The organism is Streptomyces sp. NPDC048182 (assembly GCF_043202555.1).
Taxonomy (GTDB): Bacteria; Actinomycetota; Actinomycetes; order Streptomycetales; family Streptomycetaceae; genus Streptomyces.
The window spans coordinates 20,242-44,485 of the sequence record NZ_JBIDAQ010000008.1; the positions used below are offsets into that span (position 1 = coordinate 20,242).

A 24,244-nucleotide genomic window follows, 5' to 3' on the forward strand; every position below is an offset into this window, starting at 1 on the left:
CACGGATCTGACAACGCCCGCATCGATTGACCGCGGTGACGCCCGCTCAGCCGCGGAAGCCGAGCAGCCCGTGCAGCGTGGAGCCGCGCGAAGACGTGGACGCCGCCTTGGACTGGAGCGGCTCGGGCTCCGGCAGCGCCGCGCACACCGCGTCCGCCGCGCCGCTCCCGGCCCGCGGCGGCAGGGTCCCGTCGGCCAGGTAGGCGGCGAGGCGGTCGTCCAGGCAGGCGTTCCCGCTGAGCGTGACGCCGTGGTTGCCGCCGCCCTCCTCCACCACCAGGCGCGAGCCGCCCAGCTCCCGGTGCATGCGCACGCCGCCCGCGTACGGGGTGGCGGCGTCGTCGGTCGCCTGGAACAGCAGTGCCGGGGGCAGTGCGTCGCTCGCGACGTCCACCGGTTCGGGGCGGGCGGGCACCGGCCAGAAGGCGCAGGGCGCGTTGTACCAGGCGTTGTTCCACGTCATGAACGGCGCCTTCTCGTAGGCGTCCCAGTTGTCCTCGCGCCAGTCGTCCCAGTCGCGGGGCCAGCGGGCGTCCCGGCACTGCACGGCGGCGTAGACGCTGTAGTTGTTGTCGCCGGCCGCGTCCACCGCCCCGAAGTCCTCGTACGCGTCGGCCAGCGGGCCCGTCTCGCCCCGCTTCGCGTACGCCGCGAACGCCTCGGCGAGGTAGGGCCAGTAGCCGTTGTAGTAGCCGCCGGGCACGAAGGTGTCCTCCAGCTCCGCGGCGCCCACCCGCCCCTCGGCGGGCCGCTTCGCCAGCGCCGCCCGCATGGCGTACCAGCGTGCCTCGACCGCCTCGGGGTCGGTGCCGAGCCCGTAGGCCGCGTCGTGCCGGGCGACCCAGGCCAGGAAGGCGCGATGCCGGTCGTTGAAGGCGGTGTCCTGGCTCAGGTTGGCCTCGTACCAGACGCCGTCGGGGTCCACCACGGAGTCGAGCACCAGGCGCCGCACCCGGTCCGGGTGCAGCCGGGCGTAGACGGCGCCGAGGTAGGTGCCGTACGAGTAGCCGAAGTAGCTGACCCGCTCGGCGCCCAGGGCCGCGCGGATCGCGTCCAGGTCCTCGGCGGCGTCGACCGTGCCGATGTACGGCAGCACATCGGCGTACTTCGCGCCGCAGGCGTCCGCGAACGCCTTCGCACGCGTGAGGTTCGCCCGCTCGGCGGCCGGCGTGTCCGGCAGGGTGTCCGGGCGGACCGGCGCGAAGTGGCCGGGCCGGCAGTCCAGGGCGGGCTCGCTGCGGCCCACGCCCCGGGGGTCGAAGCCGATCACGTCGTACTGGGCGGCCACCGCCTTCGGCAGCGAGGACGCCACGAACCCGGCCAGCGTCAGGCCGCTGCCCCCGGGGCCGCCCGGGTTCACCAGGAGCGGCCCCTGCGAGGCGGCGGCGGTGTGCGGGACGCGGGACAGGGCGAGGGTGATGTGCCGGCCGTCGGGGCGCCCGTGGTCGAGCGGCACCTCCAGGGAGGCGCACTGGAGCGTCGGGTAGTCGTCGGTGGCGCACGCCTTCCAGGCGAGGGGCGCGGGCGCCGGCGGGGCGACGGGCCGGGGGGCGCCCGCCTCGGCGGGGGCCGCCGCGAGGGTCCCGGCCACGACGGCGACGGCGGCGCACAGTGCGGCTGCGCGGTGTCTCATGGAGTCCTCCCAGGACGCTGCGGCGGCGGTCCGCGTGCTCGCGGTCCGCCCCGCCGCATCGTCCCGGGATGCGCGCCCCGGGGAACGTCTTCCGTGCCGACGTGACCCGTTCGGGTCGCCGGATGCCCTCGAATGCTGCCCGGACCCCTCAGAGCAGCGACAACTGCTCGGGGGCGGTGGCCCCGGGTTTTTCGGGCGCCGCGCGCCGCGCCTGACGGGTGCCGCCCGCGGGCCCGATGCCGTACTCGCGGGCCAGGTCGTGCACCTGGCGGGTGATCCGGCGCTGGTACCACTTCGGGGCGTAGGCGCCGTCCGCGTACAGCCGCTCGTAGCGGCGCACCAGGTGCGGATGGTGCCGGCCGAGCCAGGCCATGAACCACTCCCGGGCGCCGGGCCGCAGGTGCAGCACCAGCGGCGTCACCGAGGTGGCGCCGGCGGCGGCGACGGCCCGCACGGTGGCCCGCAGCTGGGCCGGCTCGTCGCCCAGGAAGGGGATGACCGGGGCCATCAGCACGCCGACCCCGATGCCGTGCTCGCCCAGGGTGCGCACGACGTCCAGGCGGCGCTCGGGCGCCGGGGTGCCCGGCTCCACGGTGCGCCACAGGTCGGTGTCGGTGAAGCCCACGGAGACCGAGATCCCGACGTCGGTCACCCGGGCCGCCCGGGTCAGCGGCTCCAGGTCCCGGAGGATCAGCGTGCCCTTGGTGAGGATCGAGAAGGGGTTGGCCCGCTCGGTCAGCGCCTCGATGATCCCCGGCATCAGCCGGTAGCGGCCCTCGGCCCGCTGGTAGCAGTCCACGTTGGTGCCCATCGCCACGTGCTCGCCCTGCCAGCGGGGCGAGGCCAGCTGGCGGCGGAGCAGCTCGGGCGCGTTCACCTTGACCACGATCTGCGAGTCGAAGCCCAGGCCGGTGTCCAGGTCGAGGTAGCTGTGCGTCTTGCGGGCGAAGCAGTAGACGCACGCGTGCGTGCAGCCCCGGTAGGGGTTCACCGTCCATTCGAACGGCATCCGCGAGGCGCCCGGCACCCGGTTGAGGATCGAGCGGGCCCGCACCTCGTGGAAGGTGATGCCGCGGAACTCGGGCGTGTCGAAGGTACGGGTGACGACCGCGTCCGCGTCGAACAGCGCGGCGTCTGCCGCCCGGGCGTGCCCGGAGTCGGTGAGGTTGTCCCAGCGCATGGCCGCCTCCTCGGTAGTGCTCGGTCCGACAATAGAACATGTGTTCCCATGATCGTGCGGGGGCGAGCGCGCGGCCGGGTCCGCGCCGCCGGATTTGGAGCCCGGTCGCGGGGGTGGTTGGCTGGCCCGAACATCGAGCAACAGGCCCTGGAGGAACCCGATGGCGCAGGTCGAGGCGGCGACGGAGCGGATCGTCGCGGCGGACGCGGAGAAGGTGTTCGACGCGCTCGCCGACTACAGCGGCACGCGCGAGCGGCTGCTGCCCGAGCACTTCAGCGAGTACGAGGTGCGCGAGGGCGGCGACGGCGCGGGCACTCTGGTGCACTGGAAGCTCCAGGCCACCAGCAAGCGGATCCGGGACTGCCTGCTGGACGTGAGCGAGCCCACCGAGGGCGAGCTGGTGGAGAGGGACCGCAACTCCTCCATGGTCACCACCTGGCGGGTCACCCCGGCCGGCGAGGGCCGGTCGCGGGTCGTGGTGACCACCACCTGGCAGGGGGCCGGCGGCATCGGCGGCTTCTTCGAGAAGACCTTCGCGCCCAAGGGGCTCGGCCGGATCTACGACGCGATGCTCACCAAGCTCGCCGCCGAGGTCGAGAAGTAGCCGTAAGCGACCAGAAGTCGCCAAGGAGGCCGAATCCGACCGGTGTTGAACGCCTCACCGGTTCGAGTGATCTCCGCCCGGTCGCGCCGTACGCCGTAACTCGCCGCACTTGTTCGTAGTTGACGCCTCAGGCGGCAATTGCGGACAAGTACGGCGACGGGAGCGGTACGTGGGCGGGATCACTCTGGTGCAGGACGACGAGCCGGTCACCGCCGTCCAGGCGGCCATCGCGCCGGTCGAACCGGACCCCGGACCCGGTCCGGAACTCGGCCCGCGCCGGGTGCGGCTGGTCTTCGTCGGCCTGATGCTGGCGCTGCTGCTCGCCGCCCTGGAGCAGATGATCGTCGCCACCGCGCTCCCGAAGATCGTCGGCGAGCTGCACGGCCTGGAGAAGATGTCCTGGGCGATCACCGCCTACCTGCTGACCTCCACCATCGGCCTGCCGATCTACGGCAAGCTCGGCGACCTCTTCGGGCGCAAGGGCGTCTTCCAGTTCGCCATCCTCGTCTTCGTCGTCGGCTCCGCGCTGGCCGGCCGGGCCCAGACGATGGACCAGCTCATCGCCTTCCGCGCGGTGCAGGGCACCGGGGCCGGCGGCCTGATGATCGGCGTGCAGGCGATCATCGCGGACATCGTGCCGCCCCGGCAGCGCGGCCGGTTCATGGGCCTGATCGGCGCCGCCTTCGGGCTCGCCTCGGTCGCCGGCCCGCTGCTCGGCGGGTACTTCACCGACCACCTGTCCTGGCGCTGGTGCTTCTACATCAACGTGCCCTTCGGCCTGCTCACCCTCGCCGTCGTCACCGCCGTGCTCAAGCTGCCCAAGCGGCGCGGCAAGCGGCGCCTGGACGTCCCCGGCGCGCTGCTGCTGGCCGCCGGCTCCACCTGCCTGGTGCTGCTGACCAGTTGGGGCGGGACCGAGTACGCCTGGGGCTCCGCCACCATCCTCGGTCTCGGCGCGGGAGCGGTCGCGGCCACCGTCCTGTTCCTGGTCGCCGAGCGCTTCGCACCCGAACCGCTGATCCCGCCGCGGCTGTTCCGCGACGCCGTCTTCAACGTCTCCGCCCTGGTCGGACTCGTCGTCGGCGTCGCCCTGTTCGGCGCCGCCAGCTATCTGCCGACCTACCTCCAGATGGTCGACGGCGCCAGCGCCACCGAGTCGGGGCTGCTGATGCTGCCCATGATGGGCGGCCTCGTCGTCGCCTCCATCGGCTCCGGCCAGCTGATCAGCCGCACCGGCCGCTACCGGGTCTACCCGGTCGTGGGCTGCGCGCTCGGCGCCCTTGGCATGTGGCTGCTCTCCCGGCTGGACATCGACACCCCCCGCTCGCACTACAGCCTCTGGATGGCCGTGCTCGGCGCCGGCATCGGCCTGGTCCTTCCGGTCCTGGTGCTCGCGGTGCAGAACTCCGTGCGCCCCGCCGACCTCGGCACCGCCACCAGCGCCAACAACTACTTCCGGCAGATCGGCGGCAGCGTCGGCGCCGCCGTCTTCGGCACCCTCTTCGCCGACCGGCTCACCGACGCCCTCGCCGACCGCGTCCCCGCCGGCGCGGGCACCGGGCTGCCCGACGCCGAGTCGCTCACCCCGCAGCTCGTCCACACCCTGCCGCCGGCCCTGCGCGACGCCTACATCGCGGCATACGCCGACGCCATGCCGCGGATCTTCCTGTACCTGGTGCCGGTCCTCGTCGTCGGCCTGCTCATCGCCTGCTTCCTCAAGGAGAAACCCCTGGTGTCCCACAACGCCCCCGTCACCGACCCGGACTCCGCGCAGCTCCCGCAGGCCGCGAACGGCCAGCTCCCGACCTCCCGCGCCGCGCACGCGGCCGGCGTCCCGGTCTGCGGCACCGTCCGGCACTCCGACGACACCGTGGTGCCCCGCGCCGCCCTCACCCTCATCGACGTGGCCGGCCGGCAGATCGGCCGGGGCGCCAGCGGCGACGACGGGCGCTACGCCCTGGCCACGCCGGGCGCCGGCTCGTACGTCCTGATCGCGGCGGCCGGCGGGCACCAGCCGCAGGCGGTCTCGGTGACCGTCGGCGAGCGCCCGGTCGACCTGGACGTGGTCCTCGGCGGCGCGGGGCGGCTGGCCGGCTGCGTGCTCACCGCCGACGGCAGCCCGGTGCGCGAGGCGACCGTCACGCTCACCAACGTGCACGGCGAGGTGGTGGCCACCACCCGCAGCGGTCGTGAGGGCGGCTACGTCATCACCGAACTCGTCGCCGGGGAGTACACCCTCGCCGCCAGCGCCCCCGCCTTCCGCCCGGCCGCGCTGCCGGTCAGCGTCCAGGCCGCCCGGGAGACCCGCCAGGACGTCGAGCTGGCCGGCGGCGCGGTGCTGCGCGGCACGGTGCGGGCCGGCGGCGGCCGGGCCGTCGAGGACGCGCGGGTGACCCTGCTCGACGCGGCCGGCAACGTGGTGGACACCCTCACCACCGGGCCGGACGGATCCTTCCGCTTCGTCGACCTCTCCTCCGGCGAGTACACGGTCATCGCCGCCGGCTACCCGCCCGTCGCCACCGTCCTCCAGGTCGCCGGCGGCGGTCGCACCGAACGGGACCTCCAGCTCGGCCACGCGGACTGACCCGGGCCCGCCACGAGGACCGGCCCGGGCGCCCCACCTCGTAGCCCTCCCGCGCCGCGACGCGTAACGTGGCGCCCCATGAAGATCCTCATCAGCGCCGACATGGAGGGCGCCACCGGCGTCACCTGGCCGGCCGACGTGCTGCCGGGGACGCCGCAGTGGGAGCGGTGCAGGGCGTTCTTCACCTCCGACGTGAACGCCGCCGTGCGGGGCTTCCACGACGGCGGCGCCGACGAGGTGCTCATCAACGAGGCGCACTGGACCATGCGCAACCTGCTCCTCGAACAGCTCGACGAGCGCGCCCAGATGCTCACCGGCCGGCACAAGGCGCTCTCCATGGTGGAGGGCGTCCAGCACGGCGACGTGGACGGCATCGCCTTCGTCGGCTACCACGCCGCCGCCGGCATGGAGGGCGTCCTCGCCCACACCTACCTCGCGGGCCAGATCACCGGCGTCTGGCTGAACGACGTCCGGGCCAGCGAGGGCCTGCTCAACGCGCACGTCGTCGCCGAGTACGGGGTGCCGGTGATCCTGGTCACCGGCGACGACGTGGCCTGCGAGGACGCCCTCGGCTACGCGCCCGAGGCACGGAAGGTCGCCGTCAAGGACCACGTCTCGCGCTACGCCGCCGTGTGCCGCACCCCCGCCAGGACCGCCGCCGACATCCGGGCCGCGGCCAAGGACGCGGCGGCGCTCGCGGTGCGCCACGAGCCGGTGCGCGGCGGGCCGTTCACCGTCGCCGTGGAGTTCGACGCCGAGCACCTGTCGGCCGCCGCCACCGTCGTGCCGGGCGTGGCCCGGATCGGCGAGCGCAAGGTGGCGTACACCCACGAGACCATGTACGACGCGATCCGGACCTTCAAGGCGGTCACCACGATCGCCTCGGCCGCGGTGGAGGAGCAGTATGGCTGAGCAGGCACAGGGCCTCGACGCACAGGCCGTCGAGGTGGACGGGCAGGCCCTCGACGAGGTCGTCCGCTTCACCTCGGACCTGATCCGCCTCGACACCACCAACCGCGGCGGCGGCGACTGCCGGGAGCGCCCGGCGGCCGAGTACGCGGCGGCGCGCCTCGCCGAGGCGGGGATCGAGCCGACGCTGCTGGAGCGCACCGAGGGCCGCACCAACGTGGTCGCCCGGATCGAGGGCACCGACCCGTCCGCCGACGCGCTGCTCGTCCACGGCCACCTGGACGTGGTGCCCGCCCAGCCCGCCGACTGGAGCGTCCATCCGTTCTCCGGCGAGATCCGCGACGGCGTCGTGTGGGGGCGCGGCGCGGTCGACATGAAGAACATGGACGCGATGATCCTGGCCGCCGTGCGGTCCTGGGCCCGGCGGGGCGTGCGGCCCCGGCGCGACATCGTGATCGCCTTCACCGCCGACGAGGAGGACAGCGCCGTCGACGGCTCCGGCTTCCTCGCCGACCGGCACGCCGAGCTGTTCGAGGGCTGCACCGAGGGCGTCAGCGAATCCGGGGCGTACACCTTCCACGACGGCGCGGGCCGGCAGCTCTACCCGATCGCGGCGGGGGAGCGGGGCACCGGCTGGATGCGGCTCACCGCGCGCGGCCGGGCCGGGCACGGCTCCAAGGTCAACCGGGAGAACGCGGTCAGCCGGCTCGCGGCGGCCGTCACCCGCATCGGCGAGCACGAGTGGCCGCTGCGGCTCACCCCGACCGTCGAGGCGGCCCTCGCCGAACTCGCCGCGCTCTACGGCGTCGAGACCTCGCCCGCCGACACCGACGCGCTCCTGGAGAAGCTCGGCCCGGCCGCCCGGCTGGTCGAGGCCACCGTCCGCAACAGCGCCAACCCGACCATGCTGGACGCCGGTTACAAGGTCAACGTCATTCCCGGCGAGGCGGTCGCGCACGTCGACGGGCGGTTCCTGGCCGGGTACGAGGAGGAGTTCCGGGCCACCCTGGACCGGCTCACCGGACCGGACGTGGACTGGGAGTTCGTGCACCGCGAGGTCGCCCTCCAGGCGCCGGTCGACGCCCCCGTGTTCGCGCGGATGCGGGCCGCCGTCGAGGAGTTCGCCCCGGAGGGGCACGTCGTGCCGTACTGCATGTCCGGCGGCACCGACGCCAAGCAGTTCTCCCGGCTCGGCGTCACCGGCTACGGCTTCGCGCCGCTGAAGCTGCCGGAGGGCTTCGACTACCAGGCGCTCTTCCACGGGGTGGACGAGCGCGTGCCCGTCGAGGCGCTGCACTTCGGGGTCCGCGTCCTCGACCGGTTCCTGCGCACGGCCTGATGGAGATCGACGAGAGGGAGGCGGGGCAGCCGGTGCGGACCCTGGCGTACGGATCATGGCCCTCGCCCGTCGACGCGGCGCTGGCCGCCGCGCACGACGGGCGTCCGGAGGACGTCGGCTTCGTCGGCGACGAGGTGTGGTGGACCGCGCCCCGGCCCGCCGAGGGCGGCCGGCGGGCCCTGGTGCGGCGGCGCGCGGACGGCACCGAGGAGACGGTGCTGCCCGCGCCGTGGAACGTGCGCAGCCGCGTCATGGAGTACGGCGGCCGGCCCTGGGCCGCCACCGCCACGGACGCCGGGCCGCTGGTGGTCTTCGTCCACCACGCCGACCAGCGGCTGTACGCGCTGCGGCCCGGCGAGAGCGACCCGCGCCCGCTCACGCCCCTGTCGCCGGTCGGCGGCGGACTGCGCTGGGTCGAGCCGCAGTTGCGCACCGAGCGCGGTGAAGTCTGGTGCGTTCTGGAGGAGTTCACCGGCGAGGGCCCCTCCGACGTGCGCCGGGTGCCGGTCGCCGTGCCGCTGGACGGCTCGGCCGCCGAGGACCGGGCCGCGGTGCGCGAACTGACCGCCGAACGGCACCGGTTCGTCACCGGCCCGCGCCTCTCGCCGGACGGCCGGCGCGTCGCCTGGCTGGCCTGGGACCACCCCCGCATGCCCTGGGACGGCACCGAGCTGATCGTCGCAGCCGTCGCCGCCGACGGCGTCTTCGCCGAGCCGCGCACCGTGGCCGGCGGCCCCGAGGAGTCCGTCGCCCAGGCCGACTGGGCCGCCGACGGCGCCCTGCTGCACGCCTCCGACCGCACCGGCTGGTGGAACCTGTACCGCGACGGGCGGCCCCTGTGCCCCCGCGAGGAGGAGTTCGGCGGGCCGCTGTGGAAGCCGGGCCTGACCTGGTTCGCGCCGCTGGAGAGCGGGCTGGTCGCCGTCGTGCACGGCCGCGGCGCCACCGCCCTCGGCATACTCGACCCCGAGACCGGCGAGGTGGTCGACGCGGCCGGGCCCTGGACCGAGTTCGCGCCCGCCCTCGCCGTGCACGGCGACCGGATCGCCGCCGTCGGCGCCGGCCCGCGCAGCGGCTACGAGGTGATCGAGCTGGACGCCCGCACCGGCCGCGCCCGGGTCGTCGGCGCCGCCCACGAGGACGCGGTCGACCCCGCCCACTGCACCGAGCCCGAGATCCGCACCTTCACCGGACCGGACGGCCGCGAGATCCACGCCCACCTCCACCCGCCGCACCACCCCGGGTACAGGGCGCCCGAGGGCGAGCTGCCGCCGTACGTCATCTGGGCGCACGGCGGACCCACCAGCCGCTCCCCGCTCGTCCTCGACCTGGAGATCGCCTACTTCACCTCCCGCGGCATCGGCGTCGCCGACGTCAACTACGGCGGCTCCACCGGGTACGGCCGCGCCTACCGCGAGCGGCTGCGCGAGCAGTGGGGCGTGGTCGACGTGGCGGACTGCGCCGCCGTGGCCCTCGCCCTGGCCGAGGAGGGCACCGCCGACCGGGCCCGGCTCGCCATCCGGGGCGGCAGCGCGGGCGGCTGGACCTCGGCCGCCTCCCTCGCCACCACCGACGTCTACGCCTGCGGCACCGTGATCTACCCGGTCCTCGACCTCACCGACTGGGCGGCGGACGGCACCCACGACTTCGAGTCCCGCTACCTGGAGACGCTGATCGGCCCCTACGCCGAGGTGCCCGACCGCTACGCCGAGCGCTCGCCCACCGAACACGCCGACGGGATCACCGCGCCCTTCGTGCTGCTCCAGGGACTGGACGACCCGATCTGCCCGCCCGCGCAGTGCGAGCGGCTACTCGCCAAGATGGCCGGCCGGGGCGTCCCGCACGCCTACCTCACCTTCGAGGGCGAGGGCCACGGCTTCCGCCGCGTGGAGACTCTGGTGCGCGCGTTGGAGGCGGAACTCGCCCTCTACGCCCGGGTGTTCGGTTTCGATGCGCCCGGCATCGCACCCCTGGAGATGACCGCGTGAAGGCCCTCCTCCGGCCCGAACGGCTCGCGCCCGGCGCCCGGGTGGCCGTCGTCGCACCCAGTGGGCCGGTGCCCGAGGAGCGGCTGGCGGCCGGACTCGACGTGCTGCGCGGCTGGGGACTCGACCCCGTCGTGGGCCCTCATGTCCTGGACCGGCACCCGGACTTCGGCTACCTGGCCGGCACCGACGCCGACCGGGCCGCCGACCTCCAGGCCGCCTGGTGCGACCCGTCCCTTTCCGCCGTGCTGTGCGCCCGGGGCGGCTACGGCGCCCAGCGCATGGTCGACCTCCTCGACTGGGAGGCGCTGCGCGCGGCGGGGCCCAAGGTGTTGCTGGGCTTCAGTGACATCACCGCGCTGCACGAGGCGTTCGCGGTCCGCCTCGGCCTGGTCACGCTGCACGGGCCGATGGCGGCCGGCGTCGACTTCCTCAAGAACGCCCGGGCGCAGGAGCACCTGAAGGCCACCCTGTTCGACCCGGAGAGCGTCCGCGTCATCGCCACCGGCGGCACGCCGATGGTCCCCGGCCGGGCGCGGGGCGTCACCCATGGCGGCTGCCTGAGCCTGCTCGCCGCCGACCTCGGCACCCCGCACGCCCGGCGCTCGGCGGAGGGCGGGCTGCTGTGCCTGGAGGACGTGGGGGAGGAGACGTACCGCATCGACCGGTACCTCACCCAACTCCTGCGCGCCGGTCGGCTCGACGGCGTGCGCGGGGTGCTGCTCGGGTCGTGGGAGGAGTGCGACGCCTACGAGGTGCTCCGGCCGCTTCTCGCCGACCGGCTGGGCGGACTCGGCGTGCCGGTCCTGGAGGACGCCGGGTTCGGGCACTGCGCGGACGCGCTGACGATCCCGTTCGGCGTCGAGGCCGAATTGGACGCGGACGGCGGCACCTTGACGCTGGCCGAGCCGGCGCTGCGCTGACCGGGTGCGGGAAGCCGCTTCGCTGAACTTCCGTCAAAGAACCACCGGCACGGTCATTGACCCCGCTCTGACACGTGTCACACCATGACGTCCGGCCGGTACCTACCGGTCGGTAAGCCGGGCTGCCCCCGACCCCGGGCCCTCAGCGTGGAGGTCTCCTTGCCCCGTCGTGTCCTCAAGCACCGCGCCCCGCACCCCCGCCACCCCGCCCGCACCGCCTGCGCCCTCGCGCTCGGCGCCGCGCTCACCGTGCCCCTCGGCCTCACCGCGCCCGCCGCCGCGGCGGCCGACCCCTACACGGTGACCGCGCTGAAGTTCACCGTCCGGGCCGGCGACCGCACCTGCGCGGTGGACGCCGACCTCTACCGACCGGCCGGCGTGGACGACGCCCACCCGGCCCCCGCCGTGCTCGCCACCAACGGCTTCGGCGGCAGCAAGTCCGACGGCGGGACCGCCGCCATCGGCAAGGCGTTCGCCTCGCGCGGCTACGTCTCGCTGGTCTACTCGGGGCTCGGCTTCGGCAAGTCCGGCTGCCTGGTCTCCCTGGACGACCCCGCCATCGACGGCGCCGCCGCCTCCCGGCTCGTCGACTTCCTGGCCGGAGACCGCGCCGCCGACGACGGCACCACGGCCGGCTACGTCACCCGGGACGGCGCCGGGGACCCCCGCGTCGGCATGATCGGCGGCTCCTACGGCGGCGCCGTGCAGCTGGCCACGGCCGCCGTGGACCACCGCGTCGACGCCCTTGTGCCGATGATCACCTGGCACGACCTCGCCTACGCCCTCGACCCCAACAACGCCACCGGCGCCCCCGACGTCCCCGGTGCCTTCAAGTGGCAGTGGTCCAACGGCTTCTACCTCATCGGCGAGGGCCAGCCGCTGCTCACCCCGAGCCTCGACCCGTCCCGCATCAACGGCCTGGCCTGCCTGCACTTCGTCACCCGGGCCTGCGACACCATCCGCACCCTCAACTCCGGCAGCTACCCGGCAGACAGGACCGCCGCCCTGCTGTCCTACGCGCGCAGCGTCTCCCCGGTGTCCTACCTGGACCGGGTGAAGGCGCCGACCCTGCTGGTGCAGGGCCAGACGGACAGCCTCTTCAACCTCAACGAGGCCACCGCCACCTACCGCACCCTCACCGCCCAGGGCACCCCCGCCAAGATGATCTGGCAGTCCGCCGGGCACAGCGGCGGCCTCACCGACCCCGCCACCGGTGAACTCAACATCGGCGCGGGCAACTTGGAGACCTCCTACGTCGGCCGCCGCATCCTCTCCTGGTTCGACCGCTACCTGCACGGCGACCAGGACGCCGACACAGGCCCCGCCTTCGCCTACTACCGGGACTGGATCGCCGACCCGCAGCAGACCTACGCCACCGCCGACCGCCTCCCCGCCGCCGCCCGCGAGCTGTACCTCTCCGGCGACGGCAAGCTCGTGGACAACCGGGCGAAGGTGGCCCGCGGCAGCCGCACCTACACCAACTGGCTGATCCCCACCAGCCACTCCGAGAGCAGCCTCGCCGGACTCATCGGCCTCCCCGACCCGGCCCCCTACGACACCCCGGGCACCCACCTAGACTGGACCGGCGAGCCGCTCGCCGCCGACCTCGACGTGGTCGGCGCCCCCGAGGCCACCCTGCGCGTCGTCTCCCCGGCGGCCGTGCGCGACCAGCGCTCCCGGGACGCCGCGGGCAAGCTGGTGCTCTTCGCCAAGCTGTACGACGTGGCGCCCGACGGCAGTCAGACGCTCGTGCACCGCCTCGTCGCCCCGGTCCGGGTGCCCGACGTGACCAAGCCGTTCACCGTGACCCTGCCCGGCATCGTGCACCGCTACCAGCAGGGGCACCGGCTGCGCTTCACCGTCGCGGCGAGCGACGACGCGTACTTCGGCAACCGGGGCGTCAAGCCGGTCACCGTGGTCAGCGCCCCCGGCGACACCGGGGTGCTCCGCCTCCCCGTCGCCGGGGACTGACGGAGGGCCCGCCCGGCGCACCCGTCGTAGGGTGGCGGCATGCCGCACAACGCATCCCGCCACCTCGCCGAGGGCCCCCGGGTGGGCATACGGCACTTCACCCTCGACGACGCCGAGGAGTTCACCGCCCGGGCCCGGGAGAGCAAGGACCTGCACCACCCCTGGCTCTTCCCGCCGGACGGCGCCGAGGCGTACGCCGCCTACGCGGGGCGCCTGATCCGCGAGCCGGACCGGGCCGGGTTCCTGGTGTGCGAGAAGGACGGCGGCGCCATCGCCGGCTTCGTCAACGTCAACAACATCGTCCAGGGCGGCTTCCGCAGCGGGGCCCTCGGCTACGGCGCCTTCGCGCACGCCGCCGGGCGGGGCCTGATGCGCGAGGGCCTCGGCCTGGTCGTGGCGCACGCCTTCGGGCCGATGCGGCTGCACCGCCTGGAGATCAACGTCCAGCCCGGCAACGCCGCCTCCATCGCCCTCGCCCGCGCCACCGGGTTCCGCCTGGAGGGCTTCTCGCCCCGCATGCTGCACATCGACGGCGCCTGGCGCGACCACCAGCGCTGGGCGCTGACCGCCGAGGACGCGACGACCAGGAGCTGAGACGGCTGGTCCTGCCCCTGTTCAGGGGGCCGGTGAGCGGCTTCCATGGAGATCGTGACGACGATCCGACGCGAGGTCCTGACCCTGCCCGCCGCGCCGCTCGGCCCGGACAACCCGCTGCCCCCGCTGCGCCCCCTGGACGAGGCCCACCGCATCGACGACCGCGACCGGGCCGCCCTGCCCCGCGACATGGCCCGCCAGGTCGGCTACGAGCCCCTGCGCAGCCTGCTGCCCGCCCCGGTCAGGGACGGCTACGACCGCGCCCGCACACCGGTGGACCTGGACGCCCTGGTCATCGAGAACGACCGCCTCAAGGCCACCGTCCTGCCCGCGCTCGGCGGCCGGATCGCCTCCCTGCGCCACAAGCCCGCCGACCGCGAACTCCTCTACGTCAACCCCGTCCTCCAGCCCGCCGACTTCGCCCTCAACGGCGCCTGGTTCTCCGGCGGCGTCGAGTGGAACATCGGCGCCACCGGCCACACCACCCTGTCCTGCGCCCCCGTCCACGCCGCCCGCGTCCCCGCCCCCGACGGCGGGGAGATGCTGCGCCTGTGGGAGTGGGAGCGGCTGCGCGACCTGCCCTTCCAGGTCGACCTGTGGCTGCCGGAGGGCTCGGACTTCCTCCACGTCGGCGTGCGGATCCGCAACCCGCACGAGCGGCCGGTGCCGACGTACTGGTGGTCCAACATCGCCGTCCCCGAGGACCGCCGCGTGCTCGCCCCGGCCGACGCCGCCTACCACTTCGGCTACGAGCGCCGGCTGCGCCGCATCCCCGTCCCCGAGCACGAGGGAGCCGACCGCACCCACCCCCTGAACAGCGTCTACGCCGCCGACTACTTCTACGACGTGCCGGACGGCCGGCGCCGCTGGATCGCCGCGGTGGACGGGGACGGGCACGGCCTGGCGCAGACCTCCACCGACGCGCTGCGCGGCCGCAAGCTGTTCGTGTGGGGCTCCGGACCCGGCGGCCGGCGCTGGCAGGAGTGGCTCACCGAGCCCGGCACCGGCGGCTACTGCGAGATCCAGGCCGGCCTCGCCCGCACCCAGTTGGAGCACGTGGAGCTGGAGCCCGAGAGCGAGGTCAGCTGGCTGGAGGCGTACGGGCCGCTCGACACCCCGGCCGGCGGGAGCGACTGGGCCGGTGTGCTGCGCACCGCCGAGGAGCGCCTGGCCGACGCCCTGCCGCGCGCCGCCGTGGACGCGGCGTACCGGGCATGGCAGCCGTACGCCGACGCCGACCCCGGCGAGCGGCTGGCCGACGGGTCCGGCTGGGGCGCCCTGGAGGTGCTGCGCACCGGCTGGAAGCTGCCCGGCACGCCCTTCGCGGAGCACACCCTCGGCGACGAGCAACAGCCCTGGCTGCACCTGCTGCGCGCCGGGTCGCTGCCCGCCGCCGCGGTGAGCCGACCGCCCGGCCCCACGCTGGTGGCCCGGCCCTGGCGGGACATGCTGGAGACCGCCCCCGCCACCCCGGACACCGAGTACCACCTCGGCGTCGCCCAGTGGCACGCCGGCGACCGGGCGCAGGCCGAGCGCAGCTGGGAACGCGGCCTGCCGGCCGCCGAGGCGCGCTGGCCGCTGCTGCGCTGCCTCGCCGTCGCCGACCGGGAGGGCGGCCACCCCGAGCGGGCCGCCGACCGGTACGCGGCGGCCTTCGACGACCTGTGCGGCGGGGCGGCGGAGGACGGCGGGCCGCACGAGCCGGTCGCCGCCGCGCTGGGCAGGGAGGCGATCGAGGCGCTGCTCGCCGTCCGGCGCACCGCCGACGCGCGCGCCGTCTTCGACCGCCTGCCGGCCGCGACGCGGGCCCGCGGCCGGTTCCGGCTGATCGAGGCGGGACTGCTGGCCGCCGAGGGCCGCCGCGAGGAGGCCCGGGCCGTCTTCGCGGCGGGCTTCGAGGTCGCCGACCTGCGGGAGGGCTCGGAGGCGATCGGCGAGCTGTGGGCGCGGGTCGGCGACGGGCCGCTGCCGGCCCGCCACGACTTCCGGATGCGGCCGGACGACGCCGGCTGAGGTGCCTACCCGGTGCGGCGGTCCACGTACTCGTAGACCGTGCCGTCCGGGTGGCGCGCGATGAGGTTGCGGCCCGCCGGGGTCGGCACCGGGCCCGCGATGATGTCGGCCCCGAGCGCGCTCAGCGTCCGGTGGGCCTCCTCCACGTCCGACACGGCGACGGTGGCGGTGACCTTGCGCAGCAGCTCCAGCTCCGACTCGGGGCCGCTCATCAGCAGGAAGCAGCCCACGGCGGCGACTTGGACGCCGCCTCGTCCGAAGCGCAGCGCGGGGCCGCCGGCCAGGCCCTCGTAGAAGGGGATCGCCCGGTCCAGGTCGTCGACGTAGACGCGCAGTGTGGCTCCCAGAATCTCCATGCGGCGAAGCCTAGTTGGGGGGTATCCGTAGGGCATGGACCGCATGGAGCAGATGCCGCAGCCGGACAGACGGCTGGTCGAGGAACTGGCGCGGGTGACCCGTGAGACCGTGCGCGAGGAGCTGCGCGAGCAGACCCGCAAGCAGCGCCGCACGGCCCTGCTGTACGCCGCCTCCGGCGCCACCGCGCTCTACGCCGGCGCGGCCGTCGCCCTCGCCGTCGGTCTGGCCCTCGCGCTCGGGCTGCCGGACTGGGCGGCGGCGCTGGTCACCGCGGCCGTCCTGGGCGTGGCCGCCTACCTGCTGCGCAACGCGGCCCGCCCGCACGCCGGGAAGCCGGGCCACACCGCGGGTGGCGACGCGCCCGGCGCCCCGCCGAGCGGGCTCGGCACGGCCTACCCGCCGATGCCGGCGGCTCCGCCCGCGGCGGACGAGGCCGGTCCGGCGGCGCCCCGGCAGGACGACGTCGACCCGGAGGCGCGCGAGCGCGAGTGAGGCCGGGTCAGGCGCCCTGGAGCTGCGGCAGCACCTTCGTGCGGTACAGGTCGAAGAAGCCGCGCAGGTCGGGCCCGATCTGGTTGACGTAGACCCGGTCGAAGCCGGCGTCGGCGAACTGCCGCAGTTCGGCGACGTGTTCGTCGACGTCGTCGCCGCACACCCGGTTCTCCCGCACCATGTCCTCGGTGACCAGGGTCTGCGCCTGCTCGAAGTGCTTGGGGGAGGGGAGCACCTGGGGCAGCTCACCGGGCAGCAGCTCGTTGGCCCACAGCCGGTGCACGGTGCGCACCGCCTCCTCCCGGTCCTGGTCGTAGCAGACCTTCGTGCCGCCGCTGACCAGGTGCGAGCCGCCCCCGCCCTTGCGGTACTGCTCCACCATCGAGGCGTCCGGCATCATCGTGATGTAGCCGTCGCCCACCCGGGAGGCCAGCGCGGTCGCGGCCGGGCCGAAGCCGGAGATGTCGATCGGCACGGGCTCGTCGGGCACGGTGTACAGGCGGGCGTTCTCCACCGTGTAGTGCGTGCCGTGGTGGCTGACCTCCTCGCCGGTCAGCAGCCGGCGGATCACCTGGACGGCCTCCTCCAGCATCTCCAGGCGCACATGCGCCTGCGGCCAGGCGTCGCCGAGGATGTGCTCGTTGAGCGCCTCGCCGGTGCCGAGGCCGAGCCGGAAGCGGCCGTCCGTCATCACCGCGCTGGTCGCCGCGGCCTGCGCCACCACCGCGGGGTGGATCCGCACGGTCGGACAGGTCACCGCCGTCTCGATCGGCAGGGACACCGCCTCGGACAGCGCGCCGATCACCGACCACACGAAGGGGCTCTGGCCCTGCGCGTCGTTCCAGGGGTGGTAGTGGTCGGAGATCCACAGCGCCTGGAAGCCGGCCTGCTCGGCCATGCGCGCCTGCTCGACCAGCTCGGCGGGGCCGAACTGCTCGCAGGAGAGGAAGTAGCCGTACTCGGGCATCGGGGAGCGCCTCTCGGGTGTCGGGCGGACGGAACCCGGGCCGGGTTACCCGGGGGCGGGGCCGGAAACCGGCGCCGGGGGCGGCGCGGCGCGTGTTTGGGCGCCCCCGCCCCGGGGACGCGGATGGCCTGCCGACGTCCACGCGACAGCCCGGAGGCGCACCGTGAGCGGACCCCGCATCGTGATCATCGGTGCCGGCTTCGCCGGATACCGAACGGCCCGCGAACTGTCCCGGCTCTCCCGGCACCAGGCCGACATCACGCTGCTCAACCCGACCGACTACTTCCTCTACCTCCCGCTGCTGCCCCAGGTCGCCGCCGGGGTGCTCGAACCGCGCCGGGTCACGGTGTCCCTGTCGGACACGCTGCCGCACGTCCGGCTGGTGCTCGGCGAGGCGGACGGCCTCGACCTGGACGGGCGGACCGTGCGCTACACCGGCCCCGAGGGGCGGACGGGCACCCTGTCCTACGACCGGCTGGTGCTCGCCGCGGGCAGCGTGAACAAGCTGCTGCCCATCCCCGGCGTCGCCGAGCACGCGCACGGCTTCCGGGGCCTGCCCGAGGCGCTCTACCTGCGCGACCACGTGACGCGGCAGATGGAGCTGGCCGCCGCGAGCGACGACCCCGCGGAGTGCGCCGCCCGGTGCACCTTCGTCGTGGTCGGCGCCGGGTACACCGGCACGGAGGTCGCCGCGCACGGGCAGATGTACACCGACGCGCAGGTGCGCAGGCAGCCGCTGCGGGCCGGGATGCGGCCCCGCTGGATGCTGCTCGACGTCGCGCCCCGGGTCCTGCCCGAGCTGGACGAGCGGCTCTCCCGCACCGCCGGCCGGGTGCTGCGGCAGCGGGGCGTCGACGTGCGGACGGGGACCTCGGTGCGGGAGGCCACGCACGACGGGGTGCTGCTGACCGACGGCACGAAGGTGGACACCCGCACGCTGGTGTGGTGCGTGGGGGTGCGGCCCGACCCGCTCGCAGGGTCCCTCGGACTGCCTCTGGAGCGCGGCCGGCTGCTGGTCGACCCCTACCTCCAGGTGCCGGGCCGCCCCGAGCTGTTCGCCTGCGGCGACGCCGCCGCGGTGCCCGACCTCGCGGACCCGGGCCAGTACACGCCGATGACCGCGCAGCACGCCTGGCGGCACGGCAAGGTCTGCGCGCGGAACGTCGCCGCGTCGCTGGGCGTCGGCGAGCGCAGGCCCTACCGCCACCGCGACCTCGGCTTCGTCGTGGACCTGGGCGGCACCCAGGCCGCCGCCAACCCGCTGGGCGTCGCCCTGTCGGGCCCGGTGGCCGGCGCGGTCACCCGCGGCTACCACCTCGCGGCGATGCCGGGCAACCGCGTCCGCGTCGCCGCGGACTGGCTCCTGGACGCGGTCCTGCCCCGTCAGGCGGTCCAGCTGGGCCTGGTCCGCGGGTGGGCGGTCCCCTTGGAGTCGGCGTCACCGGAACTGGCCCGGTCCCCGCAGGCCGCCGCGGGCCGTCCCGGTGGGGAGCCGGCCAAGGGGCATGCCGGTGGGAAGCCCGCCAAGGAGCACTCCGGGGGCGAGACCGCCCCAGGGCATCCCGGCGGTGAGCCCGCGCAGGGACGTTCCGGTGGCGAGTCCGGCAAGGGGCGTCCCGGCGAGGCGCCTGCCGAACGGCATCCCGGTGGCAAGCCCGGCAAGGGCCGCCGTGCCCAGCCCGCCAAGCAGCATCCCGGGGGCGAACCGGCCAAGTCGCACCCCGGGAGTGAGCCCGCGAGGCAGCACCCGGGCGGGAGCGGGAAGAAGGAAGGCGGCGGCGCGTCCGCCGGTGGGCCGCGGCACGGCGCCGTGCCCGGCCCCGACCTCGAACCCCCGGCCGACCAACCGCCCCCCGGACCAGACATCGCACCCGGCCCCGTCAAACGACACGACGGCCGCACGCAAGGAGACTCATGAACACCGACGAACTCGTCGAACTCGGCCAGCAACTGCGCGTGGACAGCGTCCGGACGTCCAACGCCGCGAACTCGGGGCACCCCACGTCCTCGATGTCCGCCGCCGACCTGATGGCCGTGCTGCTCGCCAACCACCTCCGCTACGACTTCGAGCGCCCCGCCCACCCCGGCAACGACCGCTTCATCCTCTCCAAGGGCCACGCCTCGCCCCTGCTGTACTCCGCCTACAAGGCGGCCGGCGCCATCGACGACGAGGAACTGCTCACCTTCCGCAAGCTGGGCAGCCGGCTCGAGGGCCACCCCTCCCCGCAGCGGCTGCCGTGGGTCGAGACGGCCACCGGCTCGCTCGGCCAGGGGCTGCCCGTCGGCGTCGGCATCGCCTGGGCCGGCAAGCGCCTGGACCGCGCCGACTACCGGGTGTGGGTGATGTGCGGCGACAGCGAGCTGGCCGAGGGCTCCATCTGGGAGGCCGCGGAGCACGCCGGACACGAGCAGCTGGACAACCTGATCGTGATCGTCGACGTCAACCGCCTCGGCCAGCGCGGCGAGACCCGGCACGGCCACGACCTGGACGCCTACGCCCGCCGCTTCCGGGCCTTCGACTGGCACACCATCGAGATCGACGGCCACGACGTGGACAAGATCGACCGCGCCTACGGCGAGGCCCTGTCCACCACGGGCCAGCCCGTCGCCATCATCGCCCGCACCCTCAAGGGCAAGGGGGTCAAGGCCGTGGAGGACCAGGAGGGCAAGCACGGCAAGCCGCTCCCGGACGCCGACGAGGCCATCGCCGAGCTGGGCGGGCAGCGCGACATCCACGTCAAGGTGCACGAGCCGCCGTCCGCGCGGTCGCTGCACTCGACCGGTTCCGGGGAGATCGAGCTGCCCCGCTTCGACAAGGGCGACGAGGTGGCCACCCGCGACGCCTTCGGCAAGGCGCTGGCCGCCCTCGGCACCGCCCGCGGCGACGTCGTCGCCCTGGACGGCGAGGTCGGCGACTCCACCCGCGCCGGGCTGTTCGCCGAGGACCACCCCGAGCGCTACTTCGAGTGCTACATCGCCGAGCAGCAGATGGTCGCCGCCGCGGTCGGCATGGCGGCCCGCGGACGGGTGCCGTTCGCCACCACCTTCGCCGCCTTCCTGACCCGCGCCTACGACTTCGTCCGGATGGCAGCGATCAGCGGCTCCGGCATCAACCTGGTCGGCTCGCACGCGGGCGTCGCCATCGGCGAGGACGGGCCCAGCCAGATGGGCCTGGAGGACCTGGCGATGATGCGCGCCCTCCAGGACACCACCGTGCTCTACCCGGCCGACGCCAACCAGACCGCCCGCCTGGTCGCCGAGATGGCCGGCCTGGAGGGCATCCGCTACCTGCGCACCTCGCGCGGCGAGAGCAAGGTCATCTACGGGCCCGACGAGGAGTTCCCGGTCGGCGGCAGCAAGGTGCTGCGCTCCTCCGGCGACGACCGGCTGACCGTCGTGGCCGCCGGCGTCACCCTGCACGAGGCGCTGGCCGCCGCCGACACCCTCGCCGCCGACGGCATCCCGGTCCGGGTGATCGACCTGTACTCGGTCAAGCCCGTCGACCGGGAGACCCTGCGCAAGGCCGCCGAGGAGACCGGCTGTCTGCTCACGGTGGAGGACCACCGGCGCGAGGGCGGCATCGGCGACGCGGTCCTCGACGCGTTCCTCGACGGCCGCCCGGTCCCGCGCCTGGTCCGGCTCGCCGTCGGCACGATGCCCGGTTCGGCCTCCCCCGACCAGGAGCTGCACGCCGCCGGCATCGACGCCGAGGCCATCACCGCCGCCGCCCGGATGCTGGTGGAGCAGGCGATCGTGCCGTGAGCGACGACCCCGCGCGCACCGTCCGGGCCGGCCGGCACTCCGTGCGGGTGCACCGCCCGGACAAGGTGCTGTTCCCGGGCGGTGCCGGCGGGGACGGGGGCGGCGCGGGGGAGGAGTACACCAAGGGCGACCTGGTCGACTACTACCGGTCGGTCGCCCCGCTCATACTGCCCCACCTGCGCGGACGCCCGCTGATGCTGGAGCGCCACCCGGACGGCGTCGGCGGGCCGCGCTTCATGCAGAAGAACACCCCGGACCACTACCCGGAGTGGATCGAGCGGGCCGAGGTCGGCAAGGAGGGCGGCACCGTCCGCCACACGGTGTGCGAGGACACCGCCACCCTCCTCTACCTGGCCGACCAGGCCGCGCTCACCCTGCACCGCTGGCTGTCCCGCGCGGCCCACCCCGACCACCCCGACCGGCTGGTCTTCGACCTGGACCCGGCCGGCGACGACTTCGAGGCGGTCCGCGAGGCGGCCGGCCTGCTGGGGGAGCTGCTGGACGAACTCAAACTGCCTTCGGCGCTGATGACCACCGGCTCCCGCGGCCTGCACGTGATCGTGCCGCTGGACGGGAGCCGGGACTTCGACACCGTGCGCGGGTTCGCCCGGGACGTCGCCGACACGCTCGCCGCCGCCCACCCCGACCGGCTGACCACCGCCGCCCGCAAGAAGGACCGCGGCGACCGCCTCTACCTCGACGTGCAGCGCAACGGCTACGCGCAGACCGCGGTCGCCCCGCTCACCGTCCGGGCCCTGCCCGGCGCACCCGTCGCCACCCCGCTGGCCTGGGACCAGCTGGCCGACCCCGCGCTGCACGCCCGCCGCTGGACCATCGCGGACGCCGCCGAGCAGGCCCGCACCCGGCCCTGGGAGGGGATCACCCGCCGGGCCCGTTCGCTGGGCCCGGCCCGCCGCCGCCTGGACGCCCTGCGCGGCTGACCGGCGTCGCCGCGTCACCCGTACAGACCAGTCGGCACGTGGAGGTTTGGCGAACACACTTGCGGCCACACGGGAGGGGAGGTGGCCATGTCGAACACAAGAAACACATCGAACTCGGCCGACGCAGAAGAGTCGGAAGAGGGTTCACAAGACACACGAGAGACACACAAGACCCAAAAGGAGCAGGAAGCGCGCAAGCCCCGGCGGCCCAAGCCGATGGAGGTGCTGCGCGAGGCACGCGCCCAGCTCGCCGAGCTGACCGGCATGACGGCCGAGTCCGTCTCGTCCTTCGAGCAGACGGAGGACGGCTGGTCGCTCCTGGTCGAGGTCCTGGAGCTGGAGCGGGTGCCCGACACCATGAGCCTGCTGGCGAGCTACGAGGTCGAGCTGGACGAAGAGGGCCAGCTCACCGGCTACCGCCGGGTCAAGCGCTACGAGCGCGGGCGCTCCGACAACCGCCGCTAGGGCCGTTCGTCCGGAGCCGCTCCCACACCCTTGAACACGATGGAGGGACACCAAGAATGTCAGTCGTACCGGCACAGCAGTCCGGCGGCGGAGGCGGCAGCAGCGGCCTCTACGACGTGCTGGAGCTCGTTCTCGACCGGGGGCTCGTCATCGACGCCTTCGTGCGCGTCTCCCTCGTCGGCATCGAGATCCTGAAGATCGACGTCCGTGTCGTCGTCGCCAGTGTCGACACCTACCTGCGCTTCGCCGAGGCCTGCAACCGCCTCGACCTGGAGGCCGGTGGGCGCAAGGACCCGGGCCTGCCCGACCTGGTCGGCCAGATGACCGAGTCCGGCGCCAAGGGCAAGTCGAAGGGCGCCCTGTCCGGCGCCGCCGAGACCATCTCGGACGCCTTCAAGCAGTCCCGCGAGGAGGGTGAGTCCGAGCGCTCCGAGCGCCAGACCACCTCGCGTCCGCGCGCCCGCAAGACCGCCGCCTCGCGCCGCAAGGAGGAGCAGGAGTGAGCACGTACGTCTACGGCATCACCGCCGTCTCGCACACCCTCCCCGAGGGTCTGACCGGTGTCGGCGACCCGGCCCGCGAGGTGCGCGTGCTGGAGGCCGGCGAGCTGGCGGCCGTCGTCAGCGACGCCCCGGAGGACCTGCGCCCCAAGCGCCGTGAGCTGCTCGCCCACCAGAACGTGCTGAGCGAGGCGGGCACGGGCGGCTGCGTGCTGCCCATGCGGTTCGGCAGCGTCGCCCCGGACGACAACGCGGTCACCGCGGTCCTCCAGGAGCGCGCCGAGCACTACCAGGAGCGGCTGGCGGCGCTCGACGAGCGCGTCGAGTACAACATCAAGGCCACGCACGTCGAAGAGGCCGTCCTGCACCACGTGATGGCCGAGAGCCCGGAGATCCGGTCCCTCGCCGAGTCCAACCGGTCCTCCGGCGGCGGCAGCTACGAGAACAAGATCCAGCTCGGTGAGCTGGTCGCCGCCGCCGTCAAGGACAAGGAGGCCGAGGACGCCCGCGCGCTGGAGAGCGCCCTCGAGCCGGCCGCCGACGCGGTCAGCGTCGGCCCCGAGTCCACCGGCTGGCTCGCCAACATCTCGTTCCTGGTGCCGCAGGACTCCGCCGAGGAGTTCCTGGCCGCCGTGGAGCGGGTCCGCAGGGAGCTGCCGCACCTGGAGGTGCGGATCAACGGCCCCCTGCCGCCGTACAGCTTCGTCGAGCCCGGGCCGGCCGAGCCGGCGGGCGCCGCGGCCGGCGGGGCGGACGCCGGATTGGGGTGAACCGACGTGGGACTGCTCTCGGAGATCCTGCTGCTGCCGCTCGCCCCGGCGCGCGGCAGCGCCTGGGCCATCAAGCAGGTGGTGAAGGAGGCCGAGCGGATCTACTACGACCCCGGGACGGTGCGAGCCGAACTCGCCCGTCTGGAAGAGCAGTTGGACGCCGGTGAGATCACTGAGGAGGAGTTCGACCGGCAGGAGGACGAGCTTCTCGACCGGTTGGAAATCGCTTCGCGCCAACAGCGCGGGATTGGATAA

At 74.5% G+C, this 24,244-nt stretch carries 21 protein-coding genes; 17 read left to right on the top strand and 4 right to left on the bottom strand.

What is annotated here, in order from left to right:
- Positions 1-46: 46 nt before the first annotated feature.
- Together ACGFZL_RS17465 and ACGFZL_RS17470 are read right to left on the bottom strand one after the other, a co-directional pair.
- Positions 47-1,633 carry an alpha/beta hydrolase gene (locus ACGFZL_RS17465; protein WP_393692588.1) on the bottom strand — a complete coding sequence of 529 codons (1,587 nt, stop codon included), beginning with the start codon at positions 1,631-1,633 and terminating at the stop codon, positions 47-49.
- A 148-nt stretch (positions 1,634-1,781) separates the two neighbouring features.
- Entirely contained in the window at positions 1,782-2,813 is a 1,032-nt protein-coding gene (locus ACGFZL_RS17470; RefSeq protein ID WP_393692590.1) for an Rv2578c family radical SAM protein, read from the bottom strand.
- 160 nt (positions 2,814-2,973) lie between these two features.
- Between ACGFZL_RS17470 and ACGFZL_RS17475 the strand changes: the two genes are divergently transcribed.
- The 9 genes from ACGFZL_RS17475 to ACGFZL_RS17515 all read left to right on the top strand — a co-directional run bounded on the left by ACGFZL_RS17475 (position 2,974) and on the right by ACGFZL_RS17515 (position 15,735).
- Entirely contained in the window at positions 2,974-3,417 is a 444-nt protein-coding gene (locus tag ACGFZL_RS17475) for an SRPBCC family protein (RefSeq protein ID WP_355170229.1), read from the top strand.
- 169 nt (positions 3,418-3,586) lie between these two features.
- Positions 3,587-6,001: an MFS transporter gene (locus ACGFZL_RS17480; RefSeq protein WP_393692592.1), complete on the top strand. Its 2,415-nt coding sequence runs from the start codon at positions 3,587-3,589 to the stop codon at positions 5,999-6,001.
- A gap of 78 nt (positions 6,002-6,079) precedes the next feature.
- On the top strand, positions 6,080-6,913 hold the full coding sequence (locus tag ACGFZL_RS17485) for a M55 family metallopeptidase (RefSeq protein WP_393692594.1): 834 nt from the start codon (positions 6,080-6,082) through the stop codon (positions 6,911-6,913).
- Complete coding sequence (locus tag ACGFZL_RS17490) at positions 6,906-8,249, top strand: M20/M25/M40 family metallo-hydrolase (protein WP_393692596.1); 1,344 nt, start codon at positions 6,906-6,908, stop codon at positions 8,247-8,249. The genes ACGFZL_RS17485 and ACGFZL_RS17490 overlap by 8 nt, the downstream gene beginning before the upstream one ends.
- Complete coding sequence (locus ACGFZL_RS17495) at positions 8,249-10,237, top strand: prolyl oligopeptidase family serine peptidase (protein ID WP_393692598.1); 1,989 nt, start codon at positions 8,249-8,251, stop codon at positions 10,235-10,237. Before ACGFZL_RS17490 ends, ACGFZL_RS17495 begins: the two co-directional genes overlap by 1 nt.
- The gene (locus ACGFZL_RS17500; protein ID WP_393692600.1) at positions 10,234-11,157 is read left to right on the top strand and encodes an LD-carboxypeptidase; all 924 of its coding nucleotides are present in this window, start codon (positions 10,234-10,236) and stop codon (positions 11,155-11,157) included. Before ACGFZL_RS17495 ends, ACGFZL_RS17500 begins: the two co-directional genes overlap by 4 nt.
- 159 nt (positions 11,158-11,316) lie before the next feature.
- Complete coding sequence (locus ACGFZL_RS17505) at positions 11,317-13,128, top strand: CocE/NonD family hydrolase (RefSeq protein ID WP_393692602.1); 1,812 nt, start codon at positions 11,317-11,319, stop codon at positions 13,126-13,128.
- Positions 13,129-13,167: 39 nt separating this feature from the next.
- On the top strand, positions 13,168-13,722 hold the full coding sequence (locus ACGFZL_RS17510; protein ID WP_393692604.1) for a GNAT family N-acetyltransferase: 555 nt from the start codon (positions 13,168-13,170) through the stop codon (positions 13,720-13,722).
- Between the two features lie 45 nt (positions 13,723-13,767).
- Complete coding sequence (locus ACGFZL_RS17515; protein WP_393692606.1) at positions 13,768-15,735, top strand: DUF5107 domain-containing protein; 1,968 nt, start codon at positions 13,768-13,770, stop codon at positions 15,733-15,735.
- 5 nt (positions 15,736-15,740) lie between these two features.
- Here the strand turns inward: ACGFZL_RS17515 and ACGFZL_RS17520 are convergent, their stop codons facing one another.
- Positions 15,741-16,091, bottom strand: coding sequence for a VOC family protein (locus ACGFZL_RS17520; protein ID WP_393692608.1), 351 nt, complete (start codon positions 16,089-16,091; stop codon positions 15,741-15,743).
- 34 nt (positions 16,092-16,125) lie between these two features.
- Here ACGFZL_RS17520 and ACGFZL_RS17525 point away from each other — a divergent pair, with 34 nt between their 5' ends.
- The gene (locus ACGFZL_RS17525; RefSeq protein WP_393692610.1) at positions 16,126-16,584 is read left to right on the top strand and encodes a phage holin family protein; all 459 of its coding nucleotides are present in this window, start codon (positions 16,126-16,128) and stop codon (positions 16,582-16,584) included.
- 7 nt (positions 16,585-16,591) lie between these two features.
- Here ACGFZL_RS17525 and ACGFZL_RS17530 read toward each other — a convergent pair whose 3' ends face one another.
- Complete coding sequence (locus ACGFZL_RS17530; protein ID WP_355170249.1) at positions 16,592-17,551, bottom strand: LLM class F420-dependent oxidoreductase; 960 nt, start codon at positions 17,549-17,551, stop codon at positions 16,592-16,594.
- A 163-nt stretch (positions 17,552-17,714) separates the two neighbouring features.
- Here ACGFZL_RS17530 and ACGFZL_RS17535 point away from each other — a divergent pair, with 163 nt between their 5' ends.
- The 7 genes from ACGFZL_RS17535 to ACGFZL_RS17565 all read left to right on the top strand — a co-directional run bounded on the left by ACGFZL_RS17535 (position 17,715) and on the right by ACGFZL_RS17565 (position 24,244).
- Positions 17,715-19,469 (top strand): FAD-dependent oxidoreductase, encoded by a 1,755-nt coding sequence (locus tag ACGFZL_RS17535; RefSeq protein WP_393692612.1) that lies wholly within the window; start codon positions 17,715-17,717, stop codon positions 19,467-19,469.
- Positions 19,466-21,313: a transketolase gene (locus ACGFZL_RS17540; RefSeq protein WP_393692614.1), complete on the top strand. Its 1,848-nt coding sequence runs from the start codon at positions 19,466-19,468 to the stop codon at positions 21,311-21,313. Before ACGFZL_RS17535 ends, ACGFZL_RS17540 begins: the two co-directional genes overlap by 4 nt.
- The gene (ligD, locus tag ACGFZL_RS17545; RefSeq protein ID WP_393692616.1) at positions 21,310-22,254 is read left to right on the top strand and encodes a non-homologous end-joining DNA ligase; all 945 of its coding nucleotides are present in this window, start codon (positions 21,310-21,312) and stop codon (positions 22,252-22,254) included. Before ACGFZL_RS17540 ends, ligD begins: the two co-directional genes overlap by 4 nt.
- Before the next feature lie 87 nt (positions 22,255-22,341).
- Positions 22,342-22,719, top strand: coding sequence for a gas vesicle protein (locus ACGFZL_RS17550; RefSeq protein WP_393692618.1), 378 nt, complete (start codon positions 22,342-22,344; stop codon positions 22,717-22,719).
- 56 nt (positions 22,720-22,775) lie between these two features.
- Positions 22,776-23,222: a gas vesicle structural protein GvpA gene (locus ACGFZL_RS17555; protein ID WP_355170259.1), complete on the top strand. Its 447-nt coding sequence runs from the start codon at positions 22,776-22,778 to the stop codon at positions 23,220-23,222.
- Positions 23,219-23,989, top strand: a complete 771-nt coding sequence (locus ACGFZL_RS17560) for a GvpL/GvpF family gas vesicle protein (RefSeq protein WP_393692620.1) — start codon at positions 23,219-23,221, stop codon at positions 23,987-23,989. Before ACGFZL_RS17555 ends, ACGFZL_RS17560 begins: the two co-directional genes overlap by 4 nt.
- A gap of 6 nt (positions 23,990-23,995) precedes the next feature.
- Positions 23,996-24,244 (top strand): gas vesicle protein GvpG, encoded by a 249-nt coding sequence (locus ACGFZL_RS17565; RefSeq protein WP_355170263.1) that lies wholly within the window; start codon positions 23,996-23,998, stop codon positions 24,242-24,244.